Below are 14,831 nucleotides of genomic sequence, written 5' to 3' on the forward strand. Positions count from 1 at the left end.
TATTAATTCCTAATAATAAAACTAGCCGTTTTCATTTGAGAAACAGGAGGAGCTTTTATAAGTTTTAAATATTTTAGATTTACATTAGTATAATTTTTTTGAATAAATAAGAATATTTGTTTGGCTAAATATTCAATAAGGTTACAACTTATATTATTGCAAAACTCTTGGATATTATTTCTCAGCGTATAGTAACAGATAGTTTCTTCTAAATTATCAGTATCACTAGCAGAATAATTCTCAGTAAACTCTAGCTCTATATCAAGCTTAATCATTTGTTTATAAGCTCTTTCTTCAGCAGAACAGCCTAGACTAACATAAATTTCTAATTCATTTAAAAATAAAGATTGTCGCATTTTATTAAAAGATGTTAAATATAAAATTTTAATTTAATATATCATATTAGCAATTACTTAGATAATCAATTACTTAGAAATGAGTCAACTTAGAAATTTTTTAGAAAATATAAAAAATCATAATGAAGATAGGTATATTTTCTTTGCTAATGGAAAATACTCATATAAAGAAATCTTAGAAAAATCTTATCGTTTAGCAAGATTTCTTGAATCTTATAAATATAAAAAAATATTTTCTAATCTAAAAAATTCACCATTATCAATTAGTTTATATATAGCTAGCTGGATAGCAGATATAGATCTTTTTGTACCAATTAATCCTCGACTAATTGATTCAGAGCTTGAAGGAATACTAGAGGATAATTCACTATTTATAACAGATAAAGCATCTCATTTAGAATTAGATAAATTGGAAATACTTTATATAAGAAATGAAGTAGACTTTTTTAAAAACTTACCTAAAACACAAGACTATAAAATATTTGAAAAAACTATAGTAGCTCATGTAAGCTCAGGAACAACAGGTTTCTATCAGAAACATCTCCACAATATTGATCAGATTATAGAATATGCACAAAATAGAGTTGATGATTTAGGTCTGCAATCTAATGATCATCTTTTAGTAGCCTTATCAATAAATCATGCATTTGCATTTTCATACCAGATTTTGCCAGCTTTAGTTATGGGGTTAGATATTACAATTATTCCAGAGTTTAACCCCAAACTAGTTGCTGAAATTATTAATCAATCTAATATAACAGCTTTAGCGTTATTACCAACGATGTATCATTTCTTAACCCAAGAGAATGTTACTAAAAATCACAATTTACGCTATTTAAGTGTTGCTGGAGATATAGCATCAGAATCTTTGAGTAATTTAGTCAAACAAAAGTTAGGTATACCATTATTAAATGGAATTGGTATGACAGAAGTTTTTGGCTACGGTCAAAATATAAATGCTAGTAGCTCTAATACTATAAAGATTTTCTCAGATACTAAAGTGAAGATCTCTAAATTTACAAATAATAACTATGGTAAGATCTTTATTAAAAATAATATTCTTCCTTTAAACAATAAGGATGAATGGTTAGAAACTGGGGATATTGGCAGTTTTGATAATCAAAAATATGAGCTTACTTTTTATGGTAGGTATAAAGATATTATAATCAAATGTGGCTCAAATATATCACCAATTGAATTAGAAAATTCTATTTTAAAAATACCTGGAATTAAAAGCTGTGTAGTTGTTGGAAAATACGATAAAATATGGGGAGAAAATATTTGGGCATTTTTAGTTACTGAAAATAAATATTCGTTAGACTCTATAAATAAAGAGCTTACTAAATATGTATCTGAATATAAGAAGCTAGATGGCATCTTATATCTTGATAAGATCCCTATGACAGTAACAGGTAAGATAGATAGAAAAAAGCTAAAAGAATTAATAAACAATGAGCTCTAAAACACTTCCTCAGTTTGCTATATTTGAAGATACTTTGACAAATAGTAAAAACTATTATTTTTACAATCCTATTAAAGAAATTATTGCTTGTGATAAAGATTCTTTAGATCTAGCTTTTTGTGAGCTAGAGATGCTACAACAACAGGGACTATATTTAGCTGGGTATATTAGTTATGAAGCAGGCTATTACCTTAAAGATGAACTAAAAGACTTACGGTTACCTAATAATGATGAGAATTTACTCCATTTTGTAGCATTTGAAAACCTTAGCTATGATATTCCTAGTTCTTTCTGTAATGAAGAATCTTTAGATTTAATGTTAGATAATATTAGTTTTAATGATTATTTAGTAGATTTTGAGAAAGTTCAGCAAGCACTTATTAATGGTGAAAGCTATCAGATTAACCTAACTAAAAATATTTACGCAAATTCTAAGTTTAATAGTTTAGGATTATATGAGAGTTTAAAACAAACACAACTTGTCAAATATGCAGCATATCTACCTTTTTTAAAACCAGATATAATCTCTATTTCACCAGAACTATTTTTTAAAAAAGAAAACAATAAGATAGTTGTAAATCCTATGAAGGGAACTGCTAGACTTAGTGGAGATGAGCAAAAAGATCTAGAAGCATTACAAGAGTTAAAGTCATGTGATAAGAATAAAGCAGAAAATTTGATAATAGTGGATTTATTAAGAAATGATTTATCAGCAATAGCAGATACTCATACAGTTAAAGTAGATGAACTCTTCTCAATAGAAAAATATAAAAATCTTCTACAAATGACATCACAAGTATCTGCTAACATTGACAAACAAATATCATTTAAGAAAATTCTAGATAATTTATTTCCATGTGGTTCTATAACAGGAGCTCCTAAAAGAAGAACTATGGAATTGATAGCCAAAATAGAAAGACAGAAACGGGGTGTCTATACCGGAAGTATTGGTTATATTTTACCTAATAATGATATGTGCTTTAATGTAGCAATTCGTACTATTCAAAAATATCAAAATAATATGCAAATAGGAGTTGGTGGCGGTATAACTGTATACTCGGATGCAGAATCTGAATGGCATGAGATGGATACGAAAATAGGGTTTATTAAAAAGATTTATAAGCCAAGCTTTTCTTTGATTGAGAGTCTTTATTACCATAATGGATTTAAATATTTAAATTTACATTTAGAGCGTCTTGAAAGCTCTGCTAGAAGATTGTTTTTTGATGTAGATATAAATTATATTAAAAACCGGTTAGAAACTTATTCTACGAAACTAGAGAAAAATAAAGAATATAAGATACGTCTTGAATGTAATTATGATAAGTCTTTTATTATTGAGCATAATCATATCGACACAAGAGTCATAAAGCCTATAAAACTAATAATTTGTCCAGAAAAAATAAACTCTAAATACAAATTATTTCAATATAAAACAACTCATGATTCTACGCGTGGTTTTTATACTCAAATGCATAGTAAGTATATTGCTACAGAAACAGATTGTGAGCTGATATTTTTAAATGAAAATAATTATATTACAGAAACTAGATTTCATAATATAGTTATACAAAAAGATAAACAGTTCTATACACCAAAGCTAGATGATGGTGTATTAGATGGAGTAGCTAGAAGATCAATGATAATTGAAAAAAAATTAGAGCCTAAGCATTTAACTATAAATGATTTAAACTCAGCAGATAAAATATATCTTATTAATAGTGTTAGAGGTTTGATACCTGCATACCTAGAGGTCTAAAATGGTTTTATATATTGATCATTATGATTCATTTACTAATATTATAGTTGACTATATAACCTACCTTGGGCATGAGGTATGTATCAAAAAAACAGATCAGGAAATAGATGATATCACTCAGTATAGTCATATCATAATTGGTCCAGGTCCAGGACATCCTAATGAGCTAAAAGATAAATACTCAGTTATTGAGTACTGTGAGCAAAATAATATACCTTTACTAGGAATATGCTTAGGTCATCAATTAATAGCTCAATATTATGGCTCTAATATAATAAAAGCTAAACAAATATATCATGGAAAGCTTTCCAGAATCTCTCAAATAAAAAAATCTAAACTATATAAGAATCTTGCCGATAGCTTTGATGTTACGCGTTATCACTCGCTAATAGTTGATAAAATTATAGATCCCTTAGTGATCATAGCTATGACAGGTGATAATGAGATTATGGCCTTTGAACATAAACAAGCAAAAATCTATGGAGTTCAATACCATCCCGAAGCATATTTAACAGAGAGTGGTTTAGAGACTTTAAAGAACTTTTTAGAGATCTAAGCTTTCTTATTCTTTAAAAGAGTTATTCCAAGAGTAGTTAGTAATATAAAAATTATACTTATTAGAGCTGTAAAATTAACAGAAAATATAATAATAAATCCACCAAATATACATACAATAGCATTTCCAAACATTGATAAAGAAGCGCGTAAACCTAGGATTTCACCTTGCTTATCATCTGGCGCAATATCAGAAAGCATAACTAGTTGTAAATTATTAGCTGTACCAAATGCCAACCCAAGAAGGGCAAACTGTAAAATGACCAAATAAATATTATTAGAGACTAATAAAAGATAGCCTATGAGCATAATACTAAACATCAAATATAAATTCTTCTTTAATGAGAATCTTCTATTTAAGAATGAAGGAAGATACAACACACTTATAGAAAGACTTATACTATATACTGCTGTTAGTATTGCAATAGTCATAGATTTCATATTCCAATTATTAGCAAGTATTACTGGATAAAACTCATAATAGGTTAGAATAGATAATGATAAAAATGTACTACTAAATAGTAGTATTTTTATTGAATCATTCTTAGTAATATTTGACAAATTTTTAATAATCCTAAATTCTTCAAATATGTTTATTTTCTTTGAAGATATTTTTGGCATACTCTCTGTAAGTTTATATTTCACTAATATCATTAATATAATAGACACAAAGGCTGCAAAAAGAAAAGGGGTAGCATAGTCAAACCAATATATTATATGATGATTACATAATACCGCACCTATAATAGGACCAAGAACATAGGCTAAAGATGCTGTTGCGGATAATTTACCTAAGTCTTTTTGTTTATTTTTTGTTATATCAACAATAAATGCTTGAGCTACAACATAATTAGCCTCAAAAGCTCCTGTCATAAATCTTGTTATAATCAACAAGAATACACTACCTTTAGATATTGAAATAAAAGATAAAAAATACCCAATAGCTGAAAAAATAAGTGTATTTATTAAAATTTTTTTACGTCCATATTTATCTGAAAATCTACCAATAATAGGTGCTCCTATAAACTGTCCCATAGGATATGCAGCTAGAGTAAACCCTAGTCCAATATTTAGTATTTCTTGGGATGCATAAGGAAATAAACTATGATCATTAATAAATAAAGGTGCAAAAATAGCATAGGGCATTGAGGCACCAACAACACTAAAAAATATTATAAATAATAAAAAATATATTTGATTGTTCGTTTTATTACTCATTTTAAAAAGGAATTGGATATTTTTTTCTTACTTCTTCTATATCTGCTAATACTTCCTGTGATAGCTCAAGATTAATAGCGCTAATATTTGTTTTTAATTGTTCCATTGATGTTGCACCAATTATACTAGAACTCATATATGGTTTACGAATTGTAAATGCTATTGCCATTTGACATATATCTAAGTTATGTTTTTTAGCTATATTAATATAACTATTTATAACCTCATCTTTTACATTTAGTCTATAAGCTAGCATATCTTTTAAACTTTGATTAGAAAGGAATCTACTTGACATGCGCGATTCACTAGGGCGTTTATTATTTAGATATTTCCCTGATAATACTCCCATATTTAGAGGGGACCATGTTAGATATGAAATATTCTCAAGTGCACATATCTCCATAATATCAGTTTCATCTCTACGGCGTAATAAATTATATTCATTTTGAAGGCTTTGGATTCGTGGTAAATTATATTTTTCAGAAAGGTTTAAAAATTGATTAATTCCCCAAGCTGAATCATTTGATATTCCAATATGTTTAATTTTACCCACTTTAATAAGCTCATTACATGTTTGTAGAATCTCTAGAATATTTTCAATAATTTGAGATTTATCAAAATTATTTTTAGTAGGCTCATAATCCCACCATAAATTAAAATGATAATGAGGTCTATTTGTAGGCCAATGAAATTGATATAAGTCGATATAATCTGTCTGTAGACGCCTTAAGCTATTATCAACAGCTTGAATAATATTGACTTTATTTGTTTCTGGATTAACTTCATTTCTAATATACGATACCGGAGAGAATTTAGTTGCAAGTATAACATCATCTCTTTTTTTATATTTTGAAAACCAATTACCAATTATTTCTTCTGTTTTACCATAAGTTTCTGGAGTTCTAGGAAAAGCATACATTTCTGCAGTATCCCAAAAGTTTACACCTTGTGATAAAGCATAGTTCATTTGCTCAAAACCTTCTGACTCAGTATTTTGTTGTCCCCAAGTCATAGTGCCAAGGCATATTCTACTTATATCGATGTTTGTTTTTCCTAACTTTATATATTTCATACTTTACAAAAAAAGTGAATTTAAAAAATATAATAAATAATATAGCTGGTTAAGAAAAAAATAGATATTCTTTTTTAGAATGGGACAGGGTATTTTCTTCTGACTTTCTCGATATCTGCAAGTACATCCTCAGATAGCTCTAAATTTATAGCTTCAATATTTGTTTTAAGTTGTTGCAGATTGGTTGCGCCAATGATACTAGAAGTCATGTATGATTTTCTAATTGTAAATGCTATAGCCATTTGGCAAACATCTAGATTATGTTTTTTTGCTACAGCAAGATATTCTTCTACAGCTTTATCTACCGTTGGATTATGTCTAGTTGCAAATCTAGCCTTTTGTTCTTCAGAACCCATTACTTCATCAGAAAGTCTACTACCAGCAGGGACTTTACCATTTAGATATTTACCACTTAATATTCCCATTTGTAAAGGTGACCATGGTAAATATGAAACCTCTTCTAATGCACAAGTTTCCATCACATCAGTTTCATCTCTACGACGCAGCAAGTTATACTCATTTTGAATACTCGCAATTCTGGGTAAATTATATTTTTCAGCAAGCTTTATAAATTGACTAATACCCCAAGCAGAATCATCCGAAAGGCCAATATGACGAATTTTACCTGCCTTTATAAGTTCATCACATGTTTGTAGAGTTTCTAAGATATTATCTAAAATTTGTTGCTTTGTAGACTCACCTTGTGATGGTTCAAAGTCCCACCAATCAGCAAAATGATAGTTAGGTCTATTAACGGGCCAATGAAATTGGTAAAGATCAATATAGTCAGTTTTTAATCTTTTTAAACTATTATCAACAGCTGTAATAATATTTGGCTTATTAATTATAGGGCTTTCTTCTCCTCGAGCCCAAGGAATAGGTGAAAATTTAGTAGCTAGAATGACTTCTTCTCTTTTTTGTCTAGATTCAAACCAGTTTCCTATAATTTCCTCTGTTTTACCATAAGTATTAGGAGTTGGTGGTACTGCATATAGCTCAGCTGTATCCCAAAAGTTTACACCTTGAGTTAATGCATAATCCATCTGATCAAAACCTTCAGCTTGTGAGTTTTGCAATCCCCAAGTCATAGTTCCAAGACATATTCTACTGATATCGAGATTAGTCTTTCCTAATTTAGTATATTTCATTTTAAATAATAATTTTTGAGTTTGAAAAGATTATAACAAATAAAATGTACGGTTAAGAAATAAAAAATTGAGTATTATAAATTTAGTATGCAACAGGATATTTTCTTCTAACATTCTCAATATCTTGAAGTACATCCTGAGATAGTTCTAAATTTATAGCACCAATATTTGTTTTAAGTTGTTGTAAGTTAGTTGCTCCAATTATACTACAGCTCATATATGGCTTTCTAATTGTAAAAGCTAATGCCATTTGACATACATCTAGATTATGTTTTTTAGCTACTGCAATATATTGCTCTACAGCTGCATCAACTATAGGATTTAGTTTTGCAGCATATCTAGATCTACGTTCAGGAGAGCTCATTCTACTACCTTCAGGAGCATTACCATTTAAGTATTTGCCACTTAATATTCCTGCATGAAGAGGTGACCATGATAAATATGAAACATCTTCTAAAGCACAAGTTTCCATGACATCTGTTTCATCTCTACGACGTAATAAGTTATATTCATGTTGCAAACTAGCTATTCTTGGCAAGTTATACTTCTCTGAAAGCTTTAGAAACTGGCTTACGCCCCAAGCAGAGTCATCTGAAAGACCTATATGGCGAATTTTACCAGCTTTTATAAGCTCATCGCATGTTTGTAGAGTTTCTAAGATATTATCTAAAATGTGTTGTTTAGCAGATTCTCCCTGTTGTGATGGTTCAAAATTCCACCAATTCTCAAAATGATAATGAGATCTATTAGTAGGCCAATGGAATTGATAAAGATCAATATAATCGGTCTTTAACCTTTTTAAACTATTATCTACAGCTGTAATGATATTTTGCTTATTGATTGTAGGATTTTCCTCACCTCGAGCCCAAGGAAGTGGCGAAAATTTAGTAGCTAAAATAATTTCTTCTCTTTTTTGTCTAGACTTAAGCCAATTTCCTATGATTGTTTCTGTTTTAGCATAAGTTTTAGGATTTGGTGGGATTGGATACATTTCAGCAGTATCCCAAAAATTTACTCCTTGAGATAGGGCATAATCCATTTGCTCAAAACCTTCTGACTGAGAGTTTTGCTCTCCCCAAGTCATAGTTCCTAGACATATTCTGCTAACATTAATATCTGTTTTTCCAAGTTTTGTATATTTCATAAATCATGGTAAATTTTGAATTTTATGACATTATAACAAATAATATTGCTAGCGAGTTTTAAAAAGGTACTGGATATTTTCTTCTGACTTTCTCAATATCTTGAAGTATTTCTTCAGATAGCTGCAAATTTATGGAATCAATATTTGTCTTAAGCTGTGACATAGTAGTTGCTCCAATTATGCTGCAATTCATATATGGCTTTCTAAGTGTAAAAGCTATCGCCATTTGGCAGATATCTAAGTTATGCTTTTTAGCAACATTAATATACTCTGTTACGGCATTATCATTAGTTGCAAATCTAAAACCATAACGATCCTCTTGACCATCTAAAATTTCCACTGACATTCTTGTGCCAGCAGGGCGTGCGCCATTACGATATTTACCTGTTATAACTCCCTGCTCAAGGGGAGACCATGCTAAATAAGATATATCCTCTAAAGCACAAGTTTCCATCACATCTGTTTCATCTCTACGCCTATTAAGATTGTATTCATGTTGAATACTTTCAATACGAGGTAAGTTATATTTCTCAGCTAAGCGAATAAACTGATTAATACCCCAAACCGAATCATTAGATAGTCCTAAATACTTGATCTTTCCAGCTTTTACTAATTCATCACATGTAAGCAGAATCTCGTAAATATTTTCTACTATTTGATCTTTATTTTGCTGTCCTGCTAGAGGTTCAAAATCCCACCAATTACCAAAGTGATAATGTGGTCTATTTGTGGGCCAATGAAATTGATACAGATCTATATAGTCAGTTTTTAAACGCTTTAAGCTATTGTTTACAGCTTCAACAATATTATTTTTATTGGTTATTGGATCTTTTTCATTTCTTGCCCATGGCATAGGGGAAAACTTAGTAGCTAAAACTACCTCATCACGTTTGTTTGTAAATTTAAACCAGTTACCGATTATTTCTTCTGTTTTTCCGTATGTGTTAGCAGTAGGGGGAATTGCATACATTTCTGCAGTATCCCAGAAATTAATACCTTGTGATAAAGCATAATCCATTTGCTCAAAACCTTCTGCTTGGGTATTTTGCCTACCCCAAGTCATAGTACCTAAACATATTCTACTAATATCAATATCAGTTTTGCCTAATTTTGTATACTTCATAGCAGTTCTACTAGAATAATTTAATACTGGAAAAATTATAGCAAATATTTATAAAGTGAGACTGTTTTAAATAAGATTATTTTGGATAGCTTATAGATTTATAACTTAGATTAGTATTATATTTTATATCTTTATTTGGAAAGGCATCATATCCAACGCGTGCTTTGTGTAGTTTAGAAATGTTTAGTTTTTCAATGACAACATCTTCTTTATTAAAATTACCCTTAGCCAAATAGTTAAGAGGAAAAGCCTTATTTTGTGGTGAAGTAAATAGTATTTGACTAACTCCATCTACACCTTGAGTATGATCCTTATCTAATCCAGAAGCCATACCAACAACTACACCATAAGCAAAATTTTGTATTGATAACATTTTTACAGCAGTATGAACTCTATTTAAACCATAAAGATCATTTGTATATGATGGAACTATAATTATATCAGGGTTAATTTTTGAAAGCTTCTGAGATATGTTTGGAAACTCACTTGTATAACATATCAAAATTGCAATTTTAGTGCCTTTATAATTTAAGACTAGAATATCTTTACCAAACTTTGTATAACCAACATTTCTCTCTTCAGGAGTCAGATATATTTTATCATTCTCTACAATCTCTCCATTTGGTAAGCCTACTATAACAGTATTAGATATTTTACCATTATCGTTTTTAGCTATAGTTCCAGCTATTAGGACAATATTTAATTTTTTAGCTAGTTGAGAAATTAATTTCTTTGTTTTTGAATAATAACTACTAAGCTTAACAATACTTTGTTTATTCCATGGTAGGTCATTAATTAGATTTACGGAATTATCTTCAGGGAAAACAACTATCTCTGCTCCTTTAGCTTTAGCTTGCTTAGATAGTCTTTCAATATTGTTCGCAAATTGATCAAAAGATTCTTGCTTAATAACCATTTGAACAGCTGCAACGCTTATTGTTTGGCTATATCCAAAGCTTATAAATATTATAAAAAACAGTAGAAACTTTATACTTTTAAACATTTTAAAAAATTTTAGTATTATAAATACAACAAATTATACTTTTAAAATAACAAAGGTATAGTAGAAATTTATTTTATCGATTAGATATTAAGACTAGTATAAGTTTGATTGAAAGATAGCGCTTAAGCTCTAATACATGCGACTTTTCGTATTTCAGATGTTTCTTTTACCTCAGGTTTTGATATAGAACAATCTTGTGTTGCAATAGGGCAACGAGTTCTAAAAACACAACCAGATGGAGGATTTATCGGTGAGGGTAAATCTCCTTCAAGAATCTGAATTTTCTTATTACGCTCTAGGTGAGGGTCTGGTAAAGGTACTGCTGATAATAATGCTTTAGTATATGGATGAAGGGGATTATCACAAAGTGATTTTGACTCGCCAATTTCCATCACATTACCTAGATACATTACCATAATTCTATCTGAAATATGCTTAACTACACTTAGATTATGAGCAATAAATAATATAGTTAGGTTAAGAGTTTTTTGTAAATCTTTTAACAAATTTACTATTTGTGCTTGGATCGAAACATCTAGTGCACTAACAGGCTCATCACATACAAGAATCGTAGGTTTTAAAATTAGAGCTCTTGCTATACCAACACGCTGACATTGCCCACCTGAAAATTGGTGAGGATAACGGTTTACATGCTTAGGAGACAAACCTACCATTTTCATAATTTCTTCAACCCTTTGACGCCTTTCTTTTGAGGATAGGTTAGGTTCATGTACTTTTAGAGGTTCGGCTATAATATTACCAACAGTTATTCTTGGATTTAATGATGCAAAGGGATCTTGGAAAACCATTTGTATGTCTTTTCTTACCGATTGCCAAGCTTTTTTTGTCTTAAGAGCAGTTAAGTCCTTACCTGCCCAAACAACTCTACCTTCTGTAGCACTGACAAGTCCAACAATAGCTCTAATTAATGTTGACTTACCACAGCCTGATTCACCTACAATACCTAATGTTTCACCTTTGATTACATCAAAAGAAACACCATCAACTGCCTTAACATACCTTGTTTCTTGCCAAGGCCATGATTTTTTAAGAGGAAAGTGGATTTTTAAGTCACTAATGTTTAATAAAGAATTTTCAGTCATATTATTTTATTAACCTCTCTGACTTATAATATTTTTACTATTAAAACATGCTACTAAATGTGTATTATTAGCTCCTATATTTTCAAGTATAGGTGCACTTTCAATACATGCTTCTGTTGCATAAGTACATCTTGGGGAAAATGCACAACCTCTAGGTAGATGTGATAAATCAGGTGGCTCACCAGGAATTGCTTGTAATTGTGATTTTGGCAAATCAACTCTAGGAGTAGCAGCCATTAGTCCCGTAGTATAAGGATGATAATGGTTATTAAATAAACCGTTAATATCCGCAGATTCAACTAAAGAACCTCCATACATCACCATGACTCTATCACAAGCTCCTGCAACAACACCAATGTCATGGGTAATCAAAATAGTTGCCATTTGAAACTCTTTTTGAAGTCCATTTAATAGTTTTAAGATCTGAGCTTGTACAGTTACATCTAAAGCAGTGGTTGGTTCATCCGCTATTAAAAGCTTGGGCTTACACATAAGAGCCATAGCGATCATTACACGTTGACGCATTCCACCAGAGAATTCATGAGGGTATAATTTGATTCTATTTTTAGCATCAGGAATATGTACTGCATCTAACATTTCTATAGCATGTTTTCTTGCTTCCGCTTTTGAGCAGTTTTTATGAATCATCATAGTTTCACAGAGCTGTGCTTCTACATTTATATATGGATTTAATGAAGTCATAGGATCTTGGAAAATCATCGAAATATCATTCCCACGAATCTGATTTAGAGCCTTAGTCTTCATACCAATTAACTCTTGACCATTTAACTTTACAGAACCTGTAATAACAGCATTAGGGGCTGATAGTCCCATAAGAGCTAAAACTGTTTGGCTTTTTCCTGAACCTGATTCACCAACTATTCCTAAAGTTTCACTTTCATCAAGTGTAAAGCTAATATTATTAACTGCACTTATCAAACCATCATTGGTTTTGAATTTTACATTTAAATTTTTAACTTCTAATAATGACATAAATCCTCCTTAACGATGTTCACGTGGGTCCAAGGCATCTCTTAAACCATTACCGATAAAATTAAAACACAATAGTGTTACTGTTAAAAATATTGAAGGAATAACTAAAATCCACCAATAATTGAAAGTTATCACAGCAACGCCATCACTAATCAAACCACCCCAGTCAGTCATAGGAGGTTGTACACCTAAACCTAGAAAACTTAAAAATGCAGCTGTCATAATAACTATCGGAACAGTTAGAGTAATATATACAGCCACAATACCTATAAGATTTCTGACAATATGACGAGTAATAATAGTTCCTTCTTTGACACCACAGACATATGCTGCTTCAATAAACTCCTTACTCTTAAGCCCTAAAGTCTGACCTCGCACAACACGAGCCATATCAAGCCAACTTACAGCCCCAATAGCGATAAATACTAATACAAAGTCTCTACCAAAGATAGTGACTAATAATATTGCGAAAAACATAAATGGTAGGCCATATAATATATCTACTATACGCATTAAGACACTATCAATCTTAGCACCAAAGAACCCAGCTGTCGCACCGACAAGTGTACCAATTACAACGCTTACAAGAGTTGCAACAAAACCTATCTCTAGAGTTATTCTCCCACCTACCATTACTCGAGTGAAAACATCACGACCTAGATCATCTGTACCAAACCAATGTATAGCACTAGGTGCTTGGTCAACTTGGAGTAAGTTTTGATCTGCGTAACTATATGGTGAAAACCATGGAAGTATAATTACAGCTAAAACTATTAAGATTAGTATTACTAAGCTGATCATTGCGGTTTTATTTTTCTTAAAACGCAACCAAGCATCATGATAAAGGCTACGTCCCTTAAAAGCTTCATCATGAGACTGATCTGCAATATTATTTAAAAAATCAGCATTTTTCTTTTTTTGATTTAATGTAAAACTCTGAACCATAATCTACCTCCTAATATCTAATTTTTGGATCTAAAAAGGCGTAGATAATATCAACGACTAGATTAAAAAGGATTACTAAAACGCTATATACAATTGTCAACGCAAGTACTAGGTTATAGTCACGATTTGTTGCTCCTTGAACTACTTGAACACCAATTCCAGGGATAGTAAATACTGTCTCAACAACTACTGAACCAGTTAAAATACCAGCAACAGCAGGACCTAGGAAAGATACTACAGGCATCAAAGAAGGCTTCAAGGCATGTTTCCATATAATACGAGGCATAGATAAGCCTTTAGCCTTAGCTGTACGAATAAAAGGAGAACTAATTATTTCAATTAAGCTACTACGTGTAATCTGTGTAATAATAGCTATATATGGAATTGCTAATACAATTACTGGTAGGATCATATCGTTCCATGAACCCCAACCACCTGAAGGAAACCAACCTAGTATTACAGAAAATATTAATACTGCAATAGGAGCTGTTACAACAACAGGTGTAGAAATAAATAACATTGCAATAATAGTTATAATATGATCGATAAAATTGACTTTTGTATTACGGCTTATCGCTGAAAATATACCAAAGATAACTCCAAAAATAGTCGCAATGATAATACTATAAATACCTAACTGAACAGAAACCCAAAATCCACCTTGACCACCATTGGGAAACACAAGATTATTTATAGATTGACCTTGATACTTAAAAGAGTATCCTAAATTGCCATGAAATAAATCATCAAGATAATAGAAGAATTGTTTCCATAATGGTAAATCTAAATGATATTGATGATGTAGTTGTTTCAAAACCTCAGGTGACAATGCTCTATCTGAAGCAAAAGGATCACCAGGTGTCATATGTACCATTAAAAAACTAATTAAGATAACTATAAAAAGGGTAGGGATAGCACCTAACAACCTTCTTAAAATATAACTAAGCATT

The 14,831-nt window shown here is 30.7% G+C and carries 14 protein-coding genes; 3 read left to right on the forward strand and 11 right to left on the reverse strand.

What is annotated here, in order from left to right; translation table 11 throughout:
* Positions 1-2 precede the first annotated feature (2 nt).
* Complete coding sequence (locus FIP56_RS05260) at positions 3-356, reverse strand: dihydroneopterin aldolase (protein ID WP_192577895.1); 354 nt, start codon at positions 354-356, stop codon at positions 3-5.
* Positions 357-435: 79 nt separating this feature from the next.
* On the opposite strand from FIP56_RS05260, the gene FIP56_RS05265 reads away from it, so the two are divergent.
* Genes FIP56_RS05265 through FIP56_RS05275 form a run of 3 tightly spaced genes read left to right on the forward strand, consistent with a single transcriptional unit; the run spans position 436 to position 4,133 of the window.
* Positions 436-1,818, forward strand: coding sequence for a class I adenylate-forming enzyme family protein (locus FIP56_RS05265; RefSeq protein WP_192577896.1), 1,383 nt, complete (start codon positions 436-438; stop codon positions 1,816-1,818).
* Positions 1,808-3,577, forward strand: a complete 1,770-nt coding sequence (locus FIP56_RS05270) for a chorismate-binding protein (protein ID WP_192577897.1) — start codon at positions 1,808-1,810, stop codon at positions 3,575-3,577. The genes FIP56_RS05265 and FIP56_RS05270 overlap by 11 nt, the downstream gene beginning before the upstream one ends.
* Position 3,578: 1 nt before the next feature.
* Positions 3,579-4,133: an aminodeoxychorismate/anthranilate synthase component II gene (locus FIP56_RS05275; RefSeq protein WP_192577898.1), complete on the forward strand. Its 555-nt coding sequence runs from the start codon at positions 3,579-3,581 to the stop codon at positions 4,131-4,133.
* Here the strand turns inward: FIP56_RS05275 and FIP56_RS05280 are convergent.
* The 10 genes from FIP56_RS05280 to FIP56_RS05325 form a co-directional block, all read right to left on the reverse strand.
* Positions 4,130-5,350, reverse strand: a complete 1,221-nt coding sequence (locus tag FIP56_RS05280; protein WP_192577899.1) for an MFS transporter — start codon at positions 5,348-5,350, stop codon at positions 4,130-4,132. The two genes, FIP56_RS05275 and FIP56_RS05280, sit on opposite strands and share 4 nt — an antisense overlap.
* A gap of 1 nt (position 5,351) precedes the next feature.
* Positions 5,352-6,422, reverse strand: coding sequence for an aldo/keto reductase (locus FIP56_RS05285; RefSeq protein ID WP_192577900.1), 1,071 nt, complete (start codon positions 6,420-6,422; stop codon positions 5,352-5,354).
* Between the two features lie 74 nt (positions 6,423-6,496).
* Positions 6,497-7,570, reverse strand: coding sequence for an aldo/keto reductase (locus tag FIP56_RS05290; RefSeq protein WP_192577901.1), 1,074 nt, complete (start codon positions 7,568-7,570; stop codon positions 6,497-6,499).
* Between the two features lie 82 nt (positions 7,571-7,652).
* Positions 7,653-8,714 carry an aldo/keto reductase gene (locus tag FIP56_RS05295; RefSeq protein ID WP_192577902.1) on the reverse strand — a complete coding sequence of 354 codons (1,062 nt, stop codon included), beginning with the start codon at positions 8,712-8,714 and terminating at the stop codon, positions 7,653-7,655.
* 58 nt (positions 8,715-8,772) lie between these two features.
* On the reverse strand, positions 8,773-9,837 hold the full coding sequence (locus tag FIP56_RS05300) for an aldo/keto reductase (protein ID WP_192577903.1): 1,065 nt from the start codon (positions 9,835-9,837) through the stop codon (positions 8,773-8,775).
* A 76-nt stretch (positions 9,838-9,913) separates the two neighbouring features.
* Complete coding sequence (locus tag FIP56_RS05305) at positions 9,914-10,840, reverse strand: nitrilase-related carbon-nitrogen hydrolase (RefSeq protein ID WP_192577904.1); 927 nt, start codon at positions 10,838-10,840, stop codon at positions 9,914-9,916.
* A gap of 122 nt (positions 10,841-10,962) precedes the next feature.
* The gene (locus FIP56_RS05310) at positions 10,963-11,943 is read right to left on the reverse strand and encodes a dipeptide ABC transporter ATP-binding protein (protein WP_192577905.1); all 981 of its coding nucleotides are present in this window, start codon (positions 11,941-11,943) and stop codon (positions 10,963-10,965) included.
* A 9-nt stretch (positions 11,944-11,952) separates the two neighbouring features.
* Positions 11,953-12,936: an oligopeptide/dipeptide ABC transporter ATP-binding protein gene (locus tag FIP56_RS05315; RefSeq protein WP_192577906.1), complete on the reverse strand. Its 984-nt coding sequence runs from the start codon at positions 12,934-12,936 to the stop codon at positions 11,953-11,955.
* A 9-nt stretch (positions 12,937-12,945) separates the two neighbouring features.
* On the reverse strand, positions 12,946-13,881 hold the full coding sequence (locus FIP56_RS05320) for an ABC transporter permease subunit (protein WP_192577907.1): 936 nt from the start codon (positions 13,879-13,881) through the stop codon (positions 12,946-12,948).
* 10 nt (positions 13,882-13,891) lie between these two features.
* Positions 13,892-14,830: an ABC transporter permease subunit gene (locus FIP56_RS05325; RefSeq protein WP_192577908.1), complete on the reverse strand. Its 939-nt coding sequence runs from the start codon at positions 14,828-14,830 to the stop codon at positions 13,892-13,894.
* Position 14,831 lies beyond the last annotated feature (1 nt).

Origin of the sequence: Francisella sp. LA112445 (assembly GCF_012224145.1) — a bacterium.
Classification (GTDB): Bacteria; Pseudomonadota; Gammaproteobacteria; order Francisellales; family Francisellaceae; genus Francisella.

Bases quoted from the DNA above. Each gene is read 5' to 3' on its own strand.
- FIP56_RS05260 (WP_192577895.1), bottom strand. From the start codon at position 356: ATGCGACAATCTTTATTTTTAAATGAATTAGAAATTTATGTTAGTCTA.
- FIP56_RS05265 (WP_192577896.1), top strand. From the start codon at position 436: ATGAGTCAACTTAGAAATTTTTTAGAAAATATAAAAAATCATAATGAA.
- FIP56_RS05270 (WP_192577897.1), top strand. From the start codon at position 1,808: ATGAGCTCTAAAACACTTCCTCAGTTTGCTATATTTGAAGATACTTTG.
- FIP56_RS05275 (WP_192577898.1), top strand. From the start codon at position 3,579: ATGGTTTTATATATTGATCATTATGATTCATTTACTAATATTATAGTT.
- FIP56_RS05280 (WP_192577899.1), bottom strand. From the start codon at position 5,350: ATGAGTAATAAAACGAACAATCAAATATATTTTTTATTATTTATAATA.
- FIP56_RS05285 (WP_192577900.1), bottom strand. From the start codon at position 6,422: ATGAAATATATAAAGTTAGGAAAAACAAACATCGATATAAGTAGAATA.
- FIP56_RS05290 (WP_192577901.1), bottom strand. From the start codon at position 7,570: ATGAAATATACTAAATTAGGAAAGACTAATCTCGATATCAGTAGAATA.
- FIP56_RS05295 (WP_192577902.1), bottom strand. From the start codon at position 8,714: ATGAAATATACAAAACTTGGAAAAACAGATATTAATGTTAGCAGAATA.
- FIP56_RS05300 (WP_192577903.1), bottom strand. From the start codon at position 9,837: ATGAAGTATACAAAATTAGGCAAAACTGATATTGATATTAGTAGAATA.
- FIP56_RS05305 (WP_192577904.1), bottom strand. From the start codon at position 10,840: ATGTTTAAAAGTATAAAGTTTCTACTGTTTTTTATAATATTTATAAGC.
- FIP56_RS05310 (WP_192577905.1), bottom strand. From the start codon at position 11,943: ATGACTGAAAATTCTTTATTAAACATTAGTGACTTAAAAATCCACTTT.
- FIP56_RS05315 (WP_192577906.1), bottom strand. From the start codon at position 12,936: ATGTCATTATTAGAAGTTAAAAATTTAAATGTAAAATTCAAAACCAAT.
- FIP56_RS05320 (WP_192577907.1), bottom strand. From the start codon at position 13,881: ATGGTTCAGAGTTTTACATTAAATCAAAAAAAGAAAAATGCTGATTTT.
- FIP56_RS05325 (WP_192577908.1), bottom strand. From the start codon at position 14,830: ATGCTTAGTTATATTTTAAGAAGGTTGTTAGGTGCTATCCCTACCCTT.